The organism is Streptomyces sp. NPDC004065 (assembly GCF_044903565.1).
In the GTDB taxonomy this organism is placed as follows: Bacteria; Actinomycetota; Actinomycetes; order Streptomycetales; family Streptomycetaceae; genus Streptomyces.
Window position 1 is genome coordinate 48,871 of record NZ_JBJDQT010000009.1, and the last position, 19,967, is coordinate 68,837.

At 73.9% G+C, this 19,967-nt stretch carries 14 protein-coding genes; 5 read left to right on the forward strand and 9 right to left on the reverse strand.

What is annotated here, in order from left to right; all coding sequences use genetic code 11:
• Window positions 1-7 precede the first annotated feature (7 nt).
• Both ACI2LW_RS12830 and ACI2LW_RS12835 read left to right on the forward strand, forming a co-directional pair.
• On the forward strand, window positions 8-400 hold the full coding sequence (locus ACI2LW_RS12830; protein ID WP_404731216.1) for a hypothetical protein: 393 nt from the start codon (window positions 8-10) through the stop codon (window positions 398-400).
• 117 nt (window positions 401-517) lie between these two features.
• Entirely contained in the window at window positions 518-1,963 is a 1,446-nt protein-coding gene (locus ACI2LW_RS12835) for a S28 family serine protease (protein ID WP_404731217.1), read from the forward strand.
• Window positions 1,964-2,035: 72 nt separating this feature from the next.
• Here ACI2LW_RS12835 and ACI2LW_RS12840 read toward each other — a convergent pair whose 3' ends face one another.
• The 3 genes from ACI2LW_RS12840 to ACI2LW_RS12850 form a co-directional block, all read right to left on the reverse strand.
• Entirely contained in the window at window positions 2,036-2,734 is a 699-nt protein-coding gene (locus ACI2LW_RS12840) for a hypothetical protein (RefSeq protein WP_404731218.1), read from the reverse strand.
• 139 nt (window positions 2,735-2,873) lie between these two features.
• A complete protein-coding gene (locus tag ACI2LW_RS12845; RefSeq protein ID WP_404731219.1) occupies window positions 2,874-4,700 on the reverse strand; it encodes a glycoside hydrolase family 3 protein in 1,827 nt (608 codons plus the stop codon).
• 361 nt (window positions 4,701-5,061) lie between these two features.
• Entirely contained in the window at window positions 5,062-5,979 is a 918-nt protein-coding gene (locus ACI2LW_RS12850; protein ID WP_404731220.1) for a LysR family transcriptional regulator, read from the reverse strand.
• 128 nt (window positions 5,980-6,107) lie between these two features.
• Here ACI2LW_RS12850 and ACI2LW_RS12855 point away from each other — a divergent pair, with 128 nt between their 5' ends.
• Window positions 6,108-7,025, forward strand: coding sequence for an EamA family transporter (locus ACI2LW_RS12855; RefSeq protein ID WP_404731221.1), 918 nt, complete (start codon window positions 6,108-6,110; stop codon window positions 7,023-7,025).
• A 271-nt stretch (window positions 7,026-7,296) separates the two neighbouring features.
• Here ACI2LW_RS12855 and ACI2LW_RS12860 read toward each other — a convergent pair whose 3' ends face one another.
• The 4 genes from ACI2LW_RS12860 to ACI2LW_RS12875 form a co-directional block, all read right to left on the reverse strand.
• A complete protein-coding gene (locus tag ACI2LW_RS12860) occupies window positions 7,297-8,097 on the reverse strand; it encodes a sugar phosphate isomerase/epimerase family protein (protein ID WP_404731222.1) in 801 nt (266 codons plus the stop codon).
• 11 nt (window positions 8,098-8,108) lie between these two features.
• Window positions 8,109-9,092, reverse strand: a complete 984-nt coding sequence (locus ACI2LW_RS12865; RefSeq protein ID WP_404731223.1) for a GNAT family N-acetyltransferase — start codon at window positions 9,090-9,092, stop codon at window positions 8,109-8,111.
• A gap of 932 nt (window positions 9,093-10,024) precedes the next feature.
• A complete protein-coding gene (locus ACI2LW_RS12870; RefSeq protein ID WP_404731224.1) occupies window positions 10,025-11,071 on the reverse strand; it encodes a LacI family DNA-binding transcriptional regulator in 1,047 nt (348 codons plus the stop codon).
• A 550-nt stretch (window positions 11,072-11,621) separates the two neighbouring features.
• Window positions 11,622-12,578, reverse strand: a complete 957-nt coding sequence (locus ACI2LW_RS12875) for a ribokinase (RefSeq protein ID WP_404731225.1) — start codon at window positions 12,576-12,578, stop codon at window positions 11,622-11,624.
• Between the two features lie 201 nt (window positions 12,579-12,779).
• On the opposite strand from ACI2LW_RS12875, the gene ACI2LW_RS12880 reads away from it, so the two are divergent.
• Window positions 12,780-15,125, forward strand: coding sequence for an ATP-dependent RecD-like DNA helicase (locus ACI2LW_RS12880; protein WP_404731226.1), 2,346 nt, complete (start codon window positions 12,780-12,782; stop codon window positions 15,123-15,125).
• A gap of 217 nt (window positions 15,126-15,342) precedes the next feature.
• A complete protein-coding gene (locus tag ACI2LW_RS12885) occupies window positions 15,343-16,632 on the forward strand; it encodes a citrate synthase (RefSeq protein WP_404731227.1) in 1,290 nt (429 codons plus the stop codon).
• A 583-nt stretch (window positions 16,633-17,215) separates the two neighbouring features.
• On the opposite strand, the gene ACI2LW_RS12890 is transcribed toward ACI2LW_RS12885, so the two are convergent.
• Together ACI2LW_RS12890 and ACI2LW_RS12895 are read right to left on the reverse strand one after the other, a co-directional pair.
• Entirely contained in the window at window positions 17,216-19,489 is a 2,274-nt protein-coding gene (locus ACI2LW_RS12890; RefSeq protein ID WP_404731228.1) for a heavy metal translocating P-type ATPase, read from the reverse strand.
• Window positions 19,490-19,680: 191 nt separating this feature from the next.
• Window positions 19,681-19,920, reverse strand: coding sequence for a heavy-metal-associated domain-containing protein (locus ACI2LW_RS12895; protein WP_404731229.1), 240 nt, complete (start codon window positions 19,918-19,920; stop codon window positions 19,681-19,683).
• Between the last annotated feature and the right edge of the window lie 47 nt (window positions 19,921-19,967).

Below are 19,967 nucleotides of genomic sequence, written 5' to 3' on the forward strand. Positions count from 1 at the left end.
AACGACCGTGGACAGTGGTGCGAAACGCGGGAGGCTGGGGCCGGCCCTGGCCGTGCTGACCGGAGCGGTGCTGCTCGCTCTCGCGCTGCCCGCCACCGCGCAGGCCGCGCCGGCCACCACCTGCTCCGGCCGCGAGGTCAGAGCGCTGCCCTTCGCCACCGGCACGGTCCACGTCTACAAGCGCGCCGGCTACGTCTGCGCGCTCACCACCCCCGACCACCCCGGCCGCCGGCAGGCGATGTCCGTCACCGTGCAGGCCCGTGGCAACCGCGCCGTCACCGACCGGGGCCGCTACTCGTACCACGCCGGCCCGGTCACCGTGCACGCCGGCCACCGGTGCGTGCGCGTCGGCGGATCGGTGGGCGGCAAAGCGGTGCGCAGCGGCTGGATCCTGTGCTGAACGGCCGGATACTGTGCTGAACGGCTGACCCGTACGGGGATTTCCCCTACTCCCCTGGTGCGCACCCGAGTTGCTCCGATAGCTTCCGGCGCACATATGTCTCACAGGGGAGTGTGCATGCGCATCACGCTCAGATGGCTGCTCGCGCTCACGGTGCTCATCGGCACCATGGGCACGGCAGGGGCGGCCACCGCGGCCCCGCCGGAGGCCACAGGCACGGCGAGCAGCACCGGCGACATCAAGGACCGGCTCCTTTCCATCCCGGGCATGAGCCTGATCGAGGAGAAGCCCTACACCGGCTACCGGTACTTCGTCCTGAACTACACCCAGCCGGTCGACCACCGGCACCCGTCCAAGGGCACCTTCCAGCAGCGGATCACCGTGCTGCACAAGGGAACCGACCGCCCGACGGTCTTCTACACCGGCGGCTACAACGTCTCCACGACCCCCAGCCGCCGTGAGCCGACGCAGATCGTCGACGGCAACCAGGTCTCCATGGAGTACCGCTTCTTCACCCCGTCCCGGCCCAGCCCCGCCGACTGGTCCAAGCTCGACATCTGGCAGGCGGCGAGCGACCAGCACCGCATCTTCCAGGCGCTCAAGCCCCTCTACTCGCACAAGTGGATAGCCACCGGCGGCTCCAAGGGCGGCATGACCGCCACCTACTACGAGCGTTTCTACCCGCGGGACATGGACGGCGTGGTGGCATACGTCGCGCCCAACGACGTGGTGAACAAGGAGGACTCGGCCTACGACCGCTTCTTCGCCGCCGTGGGCACCAAGGAGTGCCGCGACCGGCTCGGCGCCGTGCAGCGCGAGGCCCTGGTGCGCCGTCAGTCGCTGGAGGAGAAGTACGCGCAGTACGCCGCCGACAACGGCTACACCTTCACCACCATCGGCAGCCTCGACAAGGCCTACGAGGCGGTCGTCCTCGACTACGTGTGGGGCTTCTGGCAGTACAGCCTGCTCGAGGACTGCGACACCGTCCCGGCGGACGCCGCGCACGCCACCGACGAGGAGATCTGGGACTCGGTCGACACCATCTCCGGCTTCTCCGCCTACACCGACCAGGGCCTGGAGACCTACACGCCGTACTACTACCAGGCCGGCACCCAGCTCGGCGCGCCCACCATCCACTTCCCCCACATCGAGAAGAAGCTGATCCGCTACGGCTACCAGCCGCCGCGCAACTTCGTGCCCCGCTCCATCCCGATGCGCTTCGAGCCGTGGGTGATGCGGGACGTGGACACCTGGGTGCGCCACCACGCCCGGCACATGCTGTTCGTCTACGGGCAGAACGACCCGTGGGGCGCCGAGCGCTTCCGCCTCGGCCACGGCGCGCGCGACTCCTACGTCTTCACCGCGCCGGGCATGAACCACGGCGCGAACGTCGCGGGACTGGTCCCGGAGCAGAAGGCGCTCGCCACGGCGCGCATCCTCGAGTGGGCCGGCGTGGCCTCCTCCACGGTGCGCGAGGACCCGGCGGCGGCCCGGCCGCTGGCCCGCTACGACGCGAAGCTCGACGTGCGGGACGTGGAGCGGGAGCCGGCCCTGCGCCCGTGACCGGCACCCCGCGTGCGGCCCCGCGGCCCTGACCGGCGGCATCCGGCCGGACCGCGCACGCTGCGCCCGGAGTCACAGCCTCCGGGCGCAGCCCACCGGGTCCTTCCCGCCCAGCTGCACGTACAGGGCGGTCGAGGGCGGGCAGCCGGAGCGGCCGCGCACCGCGCGGACCACCCGGTACTCGGGTCTGTGCGCGCCCGTTCCGTCGCAGGCGGTCTCGCGCACCTCGCCGCGGCCGGCGCCGTAGAGGCAGTCGCCGACGACGGTGCGCGGGCCGCCCCCGCCGCCCGGGTCACCGGGGTGCGGTGGCTGAAGGTTGCGCATGCAGGCGTAGCCGCGCGCGATCGCGCCGCCCGCGCCCGCGCCCGCGCCTGGCCGGCCGGTTCCGGTGGGGGCGGGGCGCTGCGCGCCGATGTGCAGCACGAAGTCCGTGGCCGGTGGGCAGGCCGGTCCCGTGTCCGGTGCGCCGTCCTGACGGGCGATCACCCGGGCCGCCGCCCGTTCGCCCGAGCACGGCACCTCGGTGAAGCTGGTCGTGCCGAAGGAACTGCACTCGCCCACCCCGAGGAACACCGCGCCGTAGCCGGAGGAGCCGCCGTAGCCGGAGGAGCCGGAGGGCGGGACGGAGGCCGGCGTGCCCTCGGGACGCCTCGCGTGATCCTGGCCGGAGAACGGATGCTGACAGCCGGTCAGCACCAGGAGCAGCGCCGTACACAGCACGGACAGCACGGGCAGCACGCACCCGGCCCCCGCCGTTCCTTCTCCGCGCATGGTCGCCCCCCGGTCCACCCGCGTCCAGCGTGACCCGCGGGGGCGGGCCACGCCAGGCGTGTGGGGCGCTTTGGTCCCGTCGGGGGCCGTCCGCCGGGTGCGCGGCGTACGCCGCGGTACGCCCGGTGCGCGAGCCCGGCTAGTACGACAGGCCGTACCCGATCGGGTACAGCTGTGCCGCCGGGTCGTCCGCGCGCCGCACCGGTACCGGCAGCCTGCCGCGCGGCCGCACCCGGCCGGCCACGACCCGTGCGGCGGCGCGCAGTTCCACGTCGGTCCACGAGTAGGTCGCCAGGACGGCGGGCGCGAAGGGCAGCTGGGCCACGTCGTAGGGGTTGCGGACGGCGATCGCGACGACCGGCTTCCCGGTCGCGACCAGCCGTTGCACCAGCGTCCGCTGCGGGCTGCCCGCGGTGACGTTGTACGTCGCGACGACCACCGCGTCCGCGTCCGCCGCCGCCGCGACGGCTTGGTCGATCGCCGCGGCCGTGGGGGTGATGCCGGTGGACAGGGCCGTGGCGGTGAAGCCCTGCTCGGTGAGCGCGGCCGCGAGCACGCCGGTGGGCGGGCCCGTGGTGCCGGACGGGGAGGCGGGATCGGCGCCGACGACCAGCAGCCTGCGGTGCGTGCGCCGGGACAGCGGCAGCAGGCGGCCCTCGTTGACCAGCAGGGTCGTGGTGCGCTCGGCGATCCGGTCGGCCTCGGCCAGGTGCTGCGGGGTGCCGACGGTGCGGTCGACCCCGGCCCGGCTGACGCACGGCTGGTCGAACAGGCCGAGGCGCTGCTTGAGCCGCAGGATCCGCAGGATCGATTCGTCGAGCCGTGCCTCGGTGAGCTCGCCGTCGCGCACGGCCTGGAGCACCGCGTTCCAGGCGACGTCCAGGGAGGGCGGGTTGAGGAGCTGGTCGACGCCCGCCTTGAGCGCGAGCACCGGCACCCGGTCGTCGCCGTACTTGGTGCGCACGCCCTCCATGCCGAGCGAGTCGGTGACCACCACCCCGTCGTACCCGAGCTCGCCGCGCAGGATGCCGGTGAGGATCGGGTGGGAGAGGGTGGCCGGGTCGCCGGAGTCGTCGAGGGCCGGGAACTGGATGTGCGCGGTCATGATCGCGTCGATGCCGGCCTTGATCGCGGCCCGGAACGGCACGGCGTCCAGCTTCTCCCACAGCTCGCGGCTGTGGGTGATGACGGGGAAGCCGTAGTGGCTGTCGACGGCCGTGTCGCCGTGCCCGGGGAAGTGCTTGGCGGTCGCGGCGACCCGGGCTCCCTGATAGCCCTTCACCTCCGCCGCCACCAGCCCCGCCACGGCCTCGGGGTCGGCGCCGAAGGACCGTACGCCGATGACCGGGTTGGCGGGGTTGACGTTCACGTCGGCGACGGGGGAGTAGTCCTGGTTGATGCCGATCGCGCGCAGCTCGGCACCGGAGATCCGGCCCAGGGTGCGGGCGTCGGCGCGCGAGCCGCCGGCCCCGATCGCCATGGCCCCCGGGAACAGCGTGGCGGGCTCGCCCACCCGGCAGACGATACCGTGCTCCTGGTCGGTGGTGACGAGCAGCGGCAGTCCGCGCGGCTGGGCGAGGGACGCCCGCTGGATGCCGTTGGACAGCTCGGCGATCTGGTGCGGGTCGCGGGTGTTGTGGGCCCAGGAGAAGTAGATGATGCCGCCGACGCGGTACTTGGCGATGAGTTCGGCGGCGGTGCGGACGCCGATCTCCTGGAGGTTGGCGTCGATGTCGGCCTGGTCGGGGTCGGTGGCCGAGTGGCCGTAGACCCGCATCACGAACAGCTGGCCGACCTTCTCCTCCAGCGTCATCCGGGAGACGAGGGCGCGCAGCCGCGCGTCGCCGGCCGGCGCGGCGGGGGCGGCGTGGGCGGTGCCGCCCGGCCCGTCGACCGCGAGGGCCGCGGTGAGACCGGCCGTCGCGGCGAGGACAGTGCGTCTGGAGGGGCGTGTGGAGTCGTGCACGTGCGCTCCTTTCGGAGGTGTTCCGCTGAAGGAAACTTCCGCGCAGCCACCAATATCCGGGAAGTTTCTGCCAGTCAAGGGAACGCGCAGACAGGGAGGGCGCGGCGGGCGGCGCGGAAAGTGAGTCTCGCTCAGGCGCGGTGCCGCCGCCGGCGCTTGAGAGGGGGGCGCGCCGACGGCGGCGTGCCGCCGGCCGCGGTACGGCGGAGAGGGTGGTCGGCGATCGCAGTCGGCGGCGAGGGCCGACACCGCACCGCGCAGACTCGTCCGGCAGCTCGCCGGTTGGACGGGCGGGGGCGGGGCGGGGTTCCCCGGCCGGCGCGATTGCCGGCAAGCGGGGACGGGGGTGGTCGTGAGCGCGTCAGCGGGGCGTGTGGGCCGAGGCCTCCGGCCAGTGGCGCCGCAGGGCGCGCACCGTCTCGGCGATCGCCGGGCGGCGCGCCGCCCCGGTGCGCCACAGCGCGTACAGCCGCCGTACGGGCATGGGGTCCAGCGGCACCTCGGCCACGCCCTCGGGCAGCGGGCCGCGGCCCAGGCGCGGGATCAGCGCGACCCCGAGGCCGGCGGCGACGAGGGCGACCAGGGTCGGGTTCTCGTCGGCCTGGTGGACCACTTCCGGCTCATGACCGTCCTCGCGCAGCGTGCGCAGCAGCCAGTCGTGGCAGACCCGGCCCGGCGGCTGGCAGATCCACCGCTCGCCGCCGAGCTCCGAGCGCCGTACCGCCGTCCGCCCCGCGAAGGGATGACCGGACGGTACGAGCAGGTCGCACAGGTCGTCGCCGATCACCGCCTGCTCCACCCCGGCCGGTGCGGGCAGCGGCGCGATGTCCCAGTCGTGAGCGACGGCGAGGTCCACGGCGCCCTTGGCGACCAGGTCCACGGACAGATGCGGGTCGACCTCGGTGAGCCGTGCGTCCAGGGCGGGGTGACGGCGGGCCAGGTCCGCCAGCACGGAGGGCATCAGCCCGCGCGCGGCCGAGGCGAACGCGGCCACGGTCAGCCGCCCGGCCGGCACCCCGCGCCGCTCCTCCAGCTCGGTCTCGGCGCGCTCCACGATCGCCAGCAACTCACCGGCCGTGGCGACGAGTTGCCGCGCCTCGTCGGTGAGCCGCACGCCCCGCCCCGCCCGCTCCAGGAGCACCGTCCTGGTCTCCCGCTCCAGCTTGGCGATCTGCTGCGAGACGGCCGAGGAGGTGTAGCCGAGCGCGACCGCGGCGGCCCCGACGCTGCCGTGCACCGAGACGGCGTGCAGGGCGCGCAGACGCTGGAGATCGAGCACGGGTCCTCCCCGGGTGTCGTCCGGCCGGCCCGGCGGTGCTTCAACGGCCGACCGATTAGCAGGGCTTCATCCAACCATCCACCAATCATCGCTGGTGCTTCACGGTCGCGGGAGGTGATCCTCGACGCATGCGACCGACCCACGTTCTCCTCGCCGTCCTCGTCGCCGCCGTCTGGGGCGTGAACTTCACCGTCATCGACATCGGCCTCGGGCACTTCCCGCCCCTGCTGTTCTCGGCCCTGCGCTTCCTGGCCGCCGCACTGCCCGCGGTCCTCCTCGTGGGGCGCCCCAAGGTGGCCTGGAAGTGGATCGTGGCGGTGGGCCTGGTGCTGGGCGTGGCGAAGTTCGGGCTGCTGTTCGTCGGGATGGACGCGGGCATGCCCGCCGGGCTGTCCTCGCTGGTGCTGCAGATCCAGGCGGTCTTCACGGCCCTGTTCGCCTGCCTGGCGCTGGGCGAACGGCCCACCGCGCGGCGGCTGGTGGGCATGGGCGTGGCGCTCGCCGGGATCGCCGTCGCGGCGGTGGACGAGGGAACCTCGGGGCCGCTCGGCGCCTTCGCGCTGGTCGTCGCGGCGGCGGCCTGCTGGGGCGCCTCCAACGTCCTCACCCGCAGGGCCGCGCCCCCGGACGCGCTGAACTTCATGGTCTGGGTGAGCACGGTGCCGGTGCTGCCCCTGCTCGCCCTGTCGCTGGCGCTGGAGGGCCCCTCCCGCGACCTGGCCGCCCTGCGCGCCCTGGACTGGCAGGGCGCGGGCACGGTCCTCTACGTCGCCTGGGTGACCACGGTGTTCGGCTTCGGCGCCTGGGGCTGGCTGCTGCGCCGCCACGCCGCGTCGACCGTCGCGCCGTTCTCCCTGCTGGTCCCCGTCTTCGGAATGTCCTCGGCGGCGCTCTTCCTCGGCGAACCGGTCACCCCGCTGCGGTGGTGCGCGGCGGCGCTCCTGGTGGGCGGGGTGGCCCTGACCTCGCTGACCGGCGGCCGCCCCGGGGCGCCGCCCGCGGCGGGGCGGCGCCCGCTGCCGGAGACGGCGTCCACGTCGGCGTGACGGCTGCGGGGAGGCCGGGGGGGCGGTGCGGGGCCGCCGTGCGCGCCGTGCGGGCGCCGTCGTGCGGGTCCCGTCGTGCGGGCCCCGGTGTGCGGGCCCCGGCGTACGGGCTCCGTCGTACGGGCCCCGTAGTAGGGCGGCCGTCGGACTCGGGCGGACCGGGATGCCCCGTACGGGCCCCCGAGCTGTACGTGCCGTACGGGCCGTGCGCGCCGGGCGGGCCGCCGTCCGGACGGTGCCGGAACGCCGCCGCGCCCGGACTCCGCCGCTGTCAGGCCGAGTCGTTCAGCAGGCGGGCCAGGTGGTCGCGGCCCGGGCCGAGCAGTTCCGGCAGCGGTGCCGCCGCCTCGTACCACCGCTTCTCGTACTCCCAGCACAGCCAGCCGTCCCAGCCGGCCCGGCAGAGCACGTCCACGCACTCGGCGAGGGGCAGCACACCGGCGCCCAGCGCGAGGGGGGCGGGCTCGTCGGCCGAGGAGATGTCCTTGACCTGGACGTAGCCGAGGTACGGGGCGAGCGCCGCGTAGGTGTCCGCCGGCTGCTCGCCGCCCAGCCAGGTGTGCATCACGTCCCACAGCGCGCCCACCTGGCGGTGGCCCACCAGGCCGAGGACCCGCATCGCGTCCGCCCCGGTGCGGTGCGAGTCGTGCGTCTCCAGCAGGATGCGCACGTCCAGGTCGGCCGCGTACTCGGCGGCGGTGCCCAGGCGCCGGGCCGCGATCGCGTCGGCCTCCTCGCGGGGCCGGTCCGGATCGCCGCCGGGCAGGACCCGCACGAAGGGCGCGCCCAAGTCGCGGGCCAGCTGGAGCAGTTCGCGCAGCTCCGCGAGCACGGGCGCGTCGTCGCCCGGCGCGGCGACGCGCGTGTACCCGGCCAGCCCCAGGATCTCGACGCCGCCCGCCTTGAACTCGGCGGCCACCCGCTCCCGTTCGGCCCGGTCCAGGCCGGGACGGACGGGCTCCTCGGGATCCGCCCGCAGTTCGACACCGTGGTAGCCGTGCTCGGCGGCCAGCCGGACCACGTCCGGTACGGGCAGGCCGGGCACGCCGAGCGTGGAGAACGCCAGCTTCATACCCAGCGACCCTACTCGTCGCGAGCCGCTCCCGCCCCTCCTCGTGCCTCCGGCGCGGTGTCCAGGCGCAGCGTCCAGTCCTGGCCGACCAGGTCGTGCCCGAAGGAGCGGTGGGGCCGCTCGGCGACCAGGGTGAAGCCGTGCCGCTGGTAGATGCGGCGGGCCCCGGCCAGCACGGAGTTCGTCCACAGCACCAGGTCGCGGTAGCCCGCCTCGCGGGCGAAGCCGATGACGGCGTCCACCAGCCGGTCGCCGATGCCGAGGCCGCGCGCCTCGGGCTCGACCAGCAGCAGCCGCAGCCGGGCGGTGGCCGGGGCCTCGTCCCGTACGCACATCACGCACCCGACCGGCCGGTGGTCGAGCTCGGCGATCCACACCCGCTCCCGGCGCGGGTCGTGGTCCTCGGCGAAGTCCGCGACGATCCGCGCCACCAGGCGCTCGTAGCCGGAGTCCCAGCCGTACTCCGCGGCGTAGACGGCGGCGTTGCGCTGCACGATCCAGCCCAGTTCGCCGGGGGCGGGGCCGCGCAGCACGACGTCCTGGGCGGCCCGGGGCGCCGTCCCGTCGGAGGCTGTCCCGTCGGAGAGGATCTCGCGCACGGTCCGCATGGCCCGCGCGAGCCGGGGGCGGTCGGCGGGAGGCACGGAGGCGAGCAGCGAGCCGACGCTCTCCTCGGCCCGCTCGTCGAGCAGGCCGGCGACGTCGCGCCCCCGCGCGGTGAGCGTGACGCGGCGCCGGCGCGGGTCCTTCGCGGACGGCGCCCGCTCGACGAGCCCGTCCTGCTCGAACCGGTTGAGGATCCGGCTCAGGTAGCCGGCGTCCAGCGACAGCCGCGCCCTCAGATCGGCCGCGTCGGCCCCGGCGGGGTGCGCGAGCTCGTACAGCACCCGCGCCTCGGTGAGCGTGTAGGGGGCGTACAGCCGGCGGCCGTAGTCGAGGGCGCCGATGACGTTGGTGTAGAAGCGGTTGAACGCACGGATGTCCTGGACGGTCATGAGGGCCCCCGCGGATGGTTGACTCAGTCAGAGATATCCGCCTCCCAAGCTATCCCCGACGGCCCGGCCCGTCCACGCGCCGTGGGCGGGGGTTCGCCCGGCCGCCGGCCCGTGTGGGCGTCGTTGGCGGGGGTCCGCCGGCCACTGGCTGCCGGGGTCCGCCCGGCTCCGGGCCTGTCTGGGCGTCCTTGGGGGGATAGCCGGCCTGGTCACCGGCTTGTGCGCGCTCCTCCGGCGGGTGCCCGCCCGGGGCCTGTCCGTGCGCGCCGTCGGCGGGATGCCGCCCGGCTCCTGGCCTGTGTGTGCGTACTTGGGGATCGCCGGCCTGGTCACCGGCTTATGCGCCCTTCTTCGGCGGGTGCCCGCCCGGGGCCTGTCCGTGCGCGCCGTCGGCGGGACCCCGCCCGGCCGCTGGCCTGTGTGGGCGCTGCCGGCGGGATGCCGCCGGCTCCGGGCCTGTGTGGGCGTACTTGGGGAAAGCCGGCCTGGTCACCGGCTGTGCGCGCTTCTCCGGCGGGACCCCGCCCGGGGCCTGTCCGTGCGCGCCGTCGGTGAGACCCCGCCCGGCCGCTGGCCTGTGTGGGCGCTGCCGGCGGGATGCCGCCCGGCTCCTGGCCTGTGTGGGCGTACTTGGGGAAAGCTGGCCTGGTCACCGGCTGTGCGCGCTTCTTCGGCGGGTGCCCGCCCGGGGCCTGTCCGTGCGCGCCGTCGGCGGGACCCCGCCCGGCCAGGGGCTGCCCGGGTCCGGGCGGCCCGCGCGCCGGCCCGAGGCGCCCGGGCTCGGCCCGGCGAGGGCTCTCGCCCTGGCGTTGGCCCGGCGCGGCGCGGCCTGGCGCGCCGGGCCGGCGCGGCCTGGCGCGGTGCTGCCCGGCCTGGCGCGGCCCGGTGCGGGCCCGGCGGGCGCTGGCCGCCGGGCCCGCCCGGTCCCAGCACTATCCCCGGGGCACCCCCGAGGACCCCCGCACCATCAGCTCGCCCCGCACCGTCGCGATCCCTCCGGGCGGCGGCTCCTCGCGTCCCATGGCGATGCGGCCCGCCCGCGCCCCCGCCTCCGCCAGCGGCAGCCGCACCGTCGTCAGCGAGGGCACCGCGTCGATGCTGAAGGGCAGGTCGTCGAAGCCGGCCACCGACACGTCCTCCGGGACGCGCAGCCCGGACTCCCGCAGGGCCGCGCACGCGCCGAGCGCGACGGAGTCGTTCGCGGCGACGACGGCGGTCAGCGCGGAGTCCCGGCGCAGCAGCTCCAGCGTGGCCTCGTAGCCCGAGCGGCGGTCGTAGCGGCCGTGCACCGTCCGGCGCGGATCGTCCTCGATCCCCGCCGCCGCCAGCGCCTCGCGGTGCCCCTCGAGCCGGTGCCGGGTGGTGGTGCGTTCTTCCGGGCCGGCGATGCAGCCCAGCCGGCGGTGACCCAGTCCGATCAGATGCTCGGTCAGCTGCCGGGCGCCGCCGCGGTTGTCGAAGGCGAGCGCGACCGCCCCGGTGTCCGGCACCGGCGGGCGCCCGCACAGCACCACCCGCGTCCCGGCCTCCACCAGCTTGCGCAGCTTCGAGGCGACCGCCGCCGCGTGCTCCGCCTCCGCCACGGCCCCGCCGGTCAGCACCACCGCCGCGGCCCGCTGGCGTTGCAGCAGCGTCAGATAGGTCAGCTCCCGGTCGGGGGAGCCGCCGGTGTTGCAGACCACCGCCAGCCGCTCGCCGCCCGCCCGTCCCCCGGGGCCGCCGATCTCCGACTGGATGGCGCCCGCCAGGATGCCGAAGAAGGGGTCGGCGATGTCGTTGACCAGGATGCCGACGAGGTCGGAGGTGGCCGCCGCGAGGGCGCTGGCGGGACCGTTGAGGACGTAGTCCAGCTCGTCGACCGCCTTCAGCACCCGCTCCCGGGTGGCGGCGGCCACCGGATAGTTGCCGTTCAGCACGCGCGACACCGTCGCGGGCGAGACCTGGGCGCGGGCCGCCACGTCCGCCAGGGTCACCGTCATGTCGTCGTCCTCCGGTCGCGCGTTTCGCCGTACGTGGACGCCGCGGGCCGCCGGAACGCCACCGGCCGGCGGTGTCGTGCAGACCATACGGCCACCGGGCCCTGTTGTTCGCCCCCTCGAACAACACGGTACGGACGCGCTTTTGGCCTGGGCGTGCGGAGTGCGGGACTGTGGCGCGAGCCCGTGCGGGCGTACGGCGCGCGAGGCGACGGCGAAGCCGGTGCGGTGGCGGTGCGAAGCCGGTGCGGTGCGGTACGGAGACGGCGCGGAGGCGGGAGTGTGGGAGCCGCTCAGGCCCGTACGCCAATACGAGGGAGCCCGGTGCTGCGACCGGGCCCCCTCGGGTTTCCCCTCCTGGCCCCCTCCTGCGCCGGAACCCCGCGATCCCCCCAGATCCCCTTCCGGGAATTCCGACGCCAGGTACGACATGCGGGGTGCGGGGAAGGTTGCACGGCCGGACCAAGATTCTTTCCGGACACGGACCGGCGGAGGCGGCAGTGCCCGGCCGGACCGGCGGGGCAGGGACGCACCCCGCCGCACCGGCCGGGTGTCACATCGCCTCGACCTCCGCCGAGGTGGGGAAGGAGTCCTGCGCGCCGCGGCGGGTGACCGCCAGTGCGCCGACGCGTGCCGCGTAGGCGGCGGCCGCCGCCGGCGTCGCGCCCGCGCCCAGGCGGGAGGCCAGCGCGGCGGCGAACGCGTCGCCCGCGCCGGTCGTGTCCACCGCGTCCACCCGAACCGACGGCACCCGGACGATCCCCTCGTCCGACGCCACCAGCGCGCCCTCGGCCCCCAGGGTGACGACCACCGAGCGCGGCCCGCGGGCGAGCAGCGCCCGCGCCCAGTCCTCGGGAGTGTCCCCCGCACCGGCACCCGCACCCGGCCCTGGACCCGCACCCGCGCCCGGACCCGCATCGGCGTCGGTGCCGGCGAGGAGGACCCTCGCCTCGTGCTCGTTGACGATCAGTGGGTCGCACGCCGCGAGGATCTGCTCGGGCAGTGGGCGCGGCGGCGAGGGGTTGAGCACGAAGCGGCTGCCCGGGGGCAGGCACCGCACCACCTCGGTCACCGTCTCCAGCGGGATCTCCAGCTGCGCCGACACCACCCGGGAGGCCCGCAGCAGGCCGGCCGCGGCCCGCACGTCGTGCGGGGTGAGCCGGGCGTTGGCGCCGGGCGAGACCACGATGCTGTTGTCGCCCGAGGGGTCCACCGTGATCAGCGCGACCCCGGTCGGCGCCCCGCCCACCGCCACGCCCGCCGTGTCGACCCCGGCGGCCCGCAGCGAGTCCAGCAGCAGCCGGCCGTGCGCGTCGTCGCCGACCCGGGCCAGCAGGGCGGTACGGGCGCCGAGCCGCGCGGCCGCGACCGCCTGGTTGGCGCCCTTGCCGCCGGGGTGGACGGCCAGGTCGGAGCCCAGCACCGTCTCCCCGGCCCCCGGACGCCGCTCGACACCGACCACCAGGTCGGCGTTGGCCGAACCCACGACCAGCAGGTCGTAGTCGTACATGAGCAGAACCTCCCCGTGCGGGCGGACAGGGCGGACAGGGCCGACAGGGCGGACGGACAGGCCGGGCCGGCTGCCGTGGACGCTCCGATCATGCCGCACACCGCCGTTGTGGGCGTCGTTGTCCACAGGGTGCCGTCTCCACAGGGCGCCGTTGTCCACAGGCCGCCGTGCGCTGTCGTACCGGGGCGGTAGCGTCGGATCATGTCCAATGAGGCGGGAAGCCCTTCCCCGGCGGGCGAGGCGCGGCAGCCGGGAGACGGGCAGCGGCGGCTCGTCGTGCTCGAAGGAGTCCTGGAGCGCATCACCTACGCCAACGAGGAGAACGGCTACACGGTGGCCCGGGTCGACACCGGCCGGGGCGGCGGCGATCTGCTCACGGTGGTGGGCGCGCTGCTCGGCGCCCAGGTCGGCGAGTCCCTGCGCATGGAGGGCCGCTGGGGCTCCCACCCGCAGTACGGCCGCCAGTTCCTGGTGGAGAACTACACGACGGTGCTCCCCGCCACCGTCCAGGGCATCCGCCGCTACCTCGGTTCGGGCCTGGTCAAGGGCATCGGCCCGGTCTTCGCCGACCGCATCACCCAGCACTTCGGGACCGACACCCTCAGGATCATCGAGGAGGAGCCCAAGCGGCTGATCGAGGTCCCCGGCCTCGGCCCCAAGCGCACCAGGAAGATCGCCGACGCCTGGGAGGAGCAGAAGGCGATCAAGGAGGTCATGCTCTTCCTCCAGACGGTGGAGGTGTCCACGTCGATCGCGGTGCGCATCTACAAGAAGTACGGCGACGCGTCGATCTCCGTGGTGAAGAACCAGCCCTACCGCCTGGCCGCCGACGTGTGGGGCATCGGCTTCCTCACCGCCGACCGGATCGCCCAGTCCGTGGGCATACCGCACGACAGCCCCGAGCGGGTCAAGGCGGGCCTGCAGTACGCGCTGTCGCAGTCCGCCGACCAGGGCCACTGCTTCCTGCCCGAGGAGCGGCTGATCGCGGACGCCGTCAAGCTCCTCCAGGTGGACACCGGGCTCGTCATCGAATGCCTGGCCGAGCTCGCCGAGCCGGCCGAGGACGGTGGGGACCCGGGGGTGGTGCGGGAGAAGGTGCCCGGGCCGGACGGCGGGCCGGAGGACGTCACCGCGGTCTACCTGGTCCCCTTCCACCGCGCCGAACTCTCCCTGTCCGCCCAGCTGCTGCGCCTGCTGCGCACGGACGCCGACCGGATGCCCGCCTTCCGTGACGTGGCCTGGGACAAGGCGCTCAGCTGGCTGAAGGACCGTACGGGGGCCGAGCTCGCCCCCGAGCAGGAGGCGGCCGTGCGGCTGGCGCTCACCGAGAAGGTGGCGGTGCTCACCGGAGGGCCCGGCTGCGGCAAGTCCTTCACGGTGCGCTCGGTCGTGGAACTCGCGCGGGCCAAGCGGGCCAAGGTGGTGCTGGCCGCGCCCACCGGCCGGGCCGCCAAGCGGCTGGCCGAGCTGACCGGCGCCGAGGCCTCCACGGTCCACCGGCTGCTGGAGCTCAAGCCGGGCGGCGACGCCGCCTACGACCGGGACCGTCCGCTGGACGCCGACCTGGTGGTCGTGGACGAGGCCTCCATGCTGGACCTGCTGCTGGCCAACAAGCTGGTCAAGGCGGTGCCCCCGGGCGCCCATCTGCTCTTCGTCGGCGACGTGGACCAGCTGCCCAGCGTCGGCGCCGGCGAGGTCCTCAGGGATCTGCTCGCCGAGGGCGGCCCGGTCCCCGCCGTCCGCCTCACCCGCGTGTTCCGCCAGGCCCAGCAGTCCGGCGTGGTCACCAACGCGCACCGGATCAACGCGGGGCGGCCCCCGGTCACGGACGGGATGAAGGACTTCTTCCTGTTCGTCGAGGACGACACCGAGGAGGCCGGCCGGCTCACCGTGGACGTGGCGGCGCGGCGGATCCCGGCCCGGTTCGGGCTCGACCCGCGGCGGGACGTGCAGGTGCTGGCGCCCATGCACCGCGGCCCGGCCGGCGCCGGCACGCTGAACGGCCTGCTCCAGCAGGCCATCACCCCGGGCCGCCCCGATCTGCCGGAGAAGCGGTTCGGCGGCCGCGTTTTCCGGGTCGGCGACAAGGTCACCCAGATTCGCAACAATTACGAGAAGGGCGAGAACGGCGTCTTCAACGGCACCGTGGGCGTGGTCACCTCGCTCGACCCGGTCGACCAGCGCCTGACGGTGCTGACGGACGAGGACGAGGAGGTCGGCTACGAGTTCGACGAACTGGACGAACTGGCCCACGCCTACGCGGTGACCATTCACCGCTCGCAGGGAAGTGAATATCCCGCGGTGGTGATCCCGGTCACCACGGGCGCCTGGATGATGCTCCAGCGGAACCTGCTGTACACGGCGGTGACCAGGGCGAAGAAGCTGGTGGTCCTGGTCGGTTCGCGCCGGGCGATCGGCCAGGCGGTGCGCACGGTGTCGGCCGGACGGCGCTGCACGGCGCTCGGCTTCCGGCTCCGCGGCGGACCGGGCGCGGGCGCGGACGGTGGCCGGAAGACACCCCTCGCGGGACCGGAACCGGACTTCTGACGGACCGTCACAAAAAATGATCGATCAAACGAGTCGTAAAGGTCACACAGCTCTTCCCGTGACCCGGTCCAGGGGGCAGGATGAGCAGGTTGGCGGCACTGAGTGCCGCCAATAGGCCCAATGGTCGACCCCGAGTGCACTCTCCTGAGCCAAATGGGGGATGGTAGAGACAGTCAGGGCACCTCGAAGATGAGGCACTACGTCGGTGAGGGAAGACGTGAGCGACAACTCTGTAGTACTGCGGTACGACGGCAGCGAGTACACCTACCCGGTGATCGACAGCACCGTCGGCGACAAGGGCTTCGACATCGGGAAGCTCCGCGCCCAGACCGGTCTGGTGACTCTGGACAGCGGCTACGGCAACACCGCCGCCTACAAATCCGCCATCACCTATCTCGACGGTGAGCAGGGGATCCTCCGGTACCGCGGCTACCCCATCGAGCAGCTGGCCGAGCGCTCCACCTTCCTGGAGGTGGCCTACCTGCTGATCAACGGTGAGCTGCCGACCGTCGACGAGCTCACCACCTTCAAGAACGAGATCACGCAGCACACCCTGCTGCACGAGGACGTCAAGAACTTCTACCGGGGCTTCCCGCGCGACGCGCACCCGATGGCCATGCTGTCCTCGGTCGTCTCGGCGCTGTCCACCTTCTACCAGGACAGCCACAACCCGTTCGACGAGAAGCAGCGCAACCTCTCCACCATCCGGCTGCTCGCCAAGCTTCCGACGATCGCCGCGTACGCGTACAAGAAGTCCATCGGCCACCCGTTCGTCTACCCGCGCAACGACCTCGGCTACGTCGAGAACTTCCTGCGCATGACCTTCTCGGTGCCCGCCCAGGAGTTCGAGCTGGACCCGGTGGTCGTCTCCGCGCTGGACAAGCTGCTGATCCTGCACGCGGACCACGAGCAGAACTGCTCGACCTCCACGGTGCGCCTGGTCGGCTCCTCGCAGGCCAACATGTTCGCCTCGATCTCGGCCGGCATCAGCGCCCTGTGGGGCCCGCTGCACGGCGGCGCCAACCAGTCGGTGCTGGAGATGCTCGAGGGCATCCGCGACTCCGGCGCCGACGTCGACACCTTCATCCGCAAGGTGAAGAACAAGGAGGACGGCGTCCGCCTGATGGGCTTCGGCCACCGGGTCTACAAGAACTTCGACCCGCGCGCCAAGATCATCAAGGCCGCCGCGCACGATGTGCTCTCCGCGCTGGGCAAGGAGGACGAGCTCCTCGACATCGCCCTGAAGCTGGAGGAGCACGCGCTGTCCGACGACTACTTCGTCGAGCGCAAGCTGTACCCCAACGTGGACTTCTACACCGGTCTGATCTACCGGGCCATGGGCTTCCCGACCGAGATGTTCACGGTCCTGTTCGCGCTGGGCCGGCTGCCGGGCTGGATCGCCCAGTGGCACGAGATGATCAAGGAGCCGGGTTCCCGCATCGGCCGCCCGCGCCAGATCTACACCGGCGTGGTCGAGCGCGACTTCGTTCCCGTCGAGGAGCGCTGAGCCCCGCGGCCCACGGCGAAGCGGAAGGCGCCCCGGTACGCCGGTCCCCCCACGGGCCGACGACCAGGGCGCCTTCCCATGTCCCGGTGCGGATTCCCCCCACGGGATCCGGCCGGGCGCCTGTGAGAACCAGCGCCTGAATCGCTGTGAGCACAACGAGCAGAACCCGTCGCGCCTCTCCTGTGCCACGCGGTACCGCCGTACTGCCGTACCGCTGTGCGATCTGCCGGGACAGCGCACGTACGGGAGGGCCGCTCAAAGCTTCCCGCTGTACGTGCCCCGGCAACGCATCTCCGGGAAAGTCCCCCAAGACATCCCCGGACGTCAGTCCGCGCCCCCCAAGACGCTTCCTGACATCGCCAACTTAGACCTTCGAACCCCTTCGATGGTTACCTTCACATCACTGTGATCTGCGTCTCTTGCGCTTGCGCAGGTCCGCACGTCGCACAAGAGCCCAGGTATGGCGACTGGGACCCAAGCGTAAGGATGATGCGCGAGCCTTGTGAAGAGCTTATGGGAGTCGCGCTGCCGTCTCTAGAGGGACTCTTACTTCCGCTTGTCCGGGTTCCGGCGGCGGGCGGGGTCAGCGGAACGTGCGCAGGCGGAGGCTGTTCGTCACCACGAACACGGAGGAGAAGGCCATCGCCGCTCCCGCGATCATCGGGTTGAGCAGACCGGCGGCGGCCAGCGGAAGCGCGGCGACGTTGTAGCCGAAGGCCCACACCAGGTTGCCCTTGATGGTGGCCAGCGTCCGCCGGGACAGCCGGATGGCGTCCGCCGCCACCCGCAGGTCGCCGCGGACCAGCGTGAGGTCGCCGGCCTCGATCGCGGCGTCCGTCCCGGTGCCCATCGCCAGCCCCAGGTCGGCGGCGGCGAGCGCGGCGGCGTCGTTGACCCCGTCGCCGACCATGGCCACGGTGCGCCCCTCGGCCTGCAGCCGCCGCACGGCCTCCACCTTGTCCTCCGGCAGCACCTCGGCGAGCACGTCGCCGGAGTCGATGCCGACCGCCCCGGCCACGGCCTGGGCGACCGCCCGGTTGTCGCCGGTCAGCAGCACCGGCCGCAGACCCAGCGCCCGCAGCTCCCGCACCGCCTGTGCGCTGGTCTCCTTGACCGCGTCCGCGACGGCGACGACACCGCGTGCCAGGCCGTCCCAGCCCACCACGACCGCCGTACGGCCCTCGGCCTCGGCCGTGCGACGGGCCCGGTCCACCTCCTCGGGCAGCTCCTCGAAGAGGCGGCCCACGCTCACCTCGTGGCCCTCCACGCGTCCGCGCACCCCCCGTCCGGGAACGTTCTCGAAGTGCTCGGCCGCGGGCAGCGGTCCCACGCGCTCCTCCGCCCCGGCCGCGATCGCCCGGGCGACGGGGTGCTCGGAGGCGTGCTCCAGCGCGCCCGCGAGCCGCAGCAGCTCCTTCTCGTCGGTGCCCTCGGCGGCGTGGACCTCCTGGAGGGTCATCCGCCCCGTGGTGACGGTGCCGGTCTTGTCCAGGACGACGGTGTCCACCCGGCGGGTGGACTCCAGCACCTCGGGGCCCTTGATGAGGATGCCGAGCTGGGCGCCCCGGCCGGTGCCGACCATCAGCGCGGTCGGCGTGGCCAGGCCCAGCGCGCACGGGCAGGCGATGATCAGCACCGCGACCGCCGCGGTGAAGGAGGCGGTGACGTCGCCGCCGGCGAACAGCCAGGTGAGCAGGGTGCCGAGCGCTATGAGCAGCACGACGGGGACGAAGACGGCGGAGATCCGGTCCGCCAGCCGCTGCACCTGGGCCTTGCCGTTCTGCGCGTCCTCCACCAGCCGGGCCATCCGCGCCAGCTGGGTGTCCGCGCCGACCCGGGTGGCCTCGACGACCAGCCGGCCGCCCGCGTTGACCGTGGCGCCCGTGACCGCGTCGCCCACGCCCACGTCCACCGGCACGGACTCGCCGGTGAGCATCGAGGCGTCGACCGCCGAGGCGCCCTCGACGACCGTGCCGTCGGTGGCGATCTTCTCGCCCGGCCGTACGACGAACCGGTCGCCGACGGCCAGCGCGGCCACCGGAACGCGCACCTCGCGGCCGTCCCGCAGCACGGAGACGTCCTTGGCGCCCAGCTCCAGCAGCGCCCGCAGCGCCGCGCCCGCCCGCCGCTTGGAACGGGCCTCCAGATAGCGGCCGAGCAGGATGAACGCGACGACTCCGGAGGCCACCTCCAGATAGATCGTCGAGGCCGCGTCCATCCGGGAGACGGTGAGGCGGAACTCGTCGCGCATGCCGGGCATGCCCGCGTCCCCGAGGAAGAGCGCCCACAGCGACCAGCCGAAGGCGGCCAGGGTGCCGACCGAGACCAGCGTGTCCATGGTGGCGGCGCCGTGCCGGGCGTTGGTGACGGCCGCCCGGTGGAAGGGCAGGCCGCCCCAGACGACCACCGGGGCGGCGAGGGTCAGGGCGAGCCACTGCCAGTTGTCGAACTGCAGCGGCGGGATCATGGAGAGCAGGACGACCGGGACGGCCAGCAGCGCCGAAACGATCAGGCGCTCGCGCAGGGCGCTCAGCTCGGGGTCGGCGTCCCGGTCCGCCCCGGCGGTCCGCCCCGGCTCGGGGCCGGGTGCCGGGGGCGGCGGCTCCTCGGCCGTGTACCCGGTCTTCACCACCGTGGCGATCAGGTCGGCGACCTGTACCCCCGGGGGGTAGGTCACCCGCGCCTTCTCCGTCGCGAAGTTCACCGTCGCGGTGACGCCCTCCATCCGGTTGAGCTTGCGCTCCACGCGGGCGGCGCAGGAGGCGCAGGTCATGCCCCCGATGAGCAGTTCGACCTCGGACGCCTCGGCGTCCGGCCGCGCGCCGCCCCGGGGGGCCGCGCTGGTGGTGCTGGTCATGTCCGTACTCCAGTGAACGGACCGAGCCGTACAGAACCGGTATCAGCCGGCCGATACGGCCCGGTGTCGACAGTCGCGTGGGGGGACGTGCCGTGGGGGCGTACCGCGGGGTGTGGGGGGACGTGCCGCGGGGTGTGCGCGCGTACTGCGGGCATACCGCAGGGTGTGGGGACGTGCCGCGGGCCCGCGGGTCAGAGGCGGCCGACGAGCTCGAAGCCGGCCTCGTCCACGGCGGCGCGCACGGCCTCGTCGTCGAGCGGGGCGGCGGAGACCACGGTGACCTCGCCGGTGGAGGCCACGGCCTTCACCGAGTCCACGCCGGCGATCGCGGAGATCTCGGCGGAGACGGAACCCTCGCAGTGCCCGCAGCTCATCCCGCTCACCTTGTAGACCGTGGTGACGGTGTCGGGGGTGCCGGTCTGGGCGCTCATGTCGTTCTCCTCGCTGAGGCGTGTGGGGCTGAGGCGACCCAAGGGGG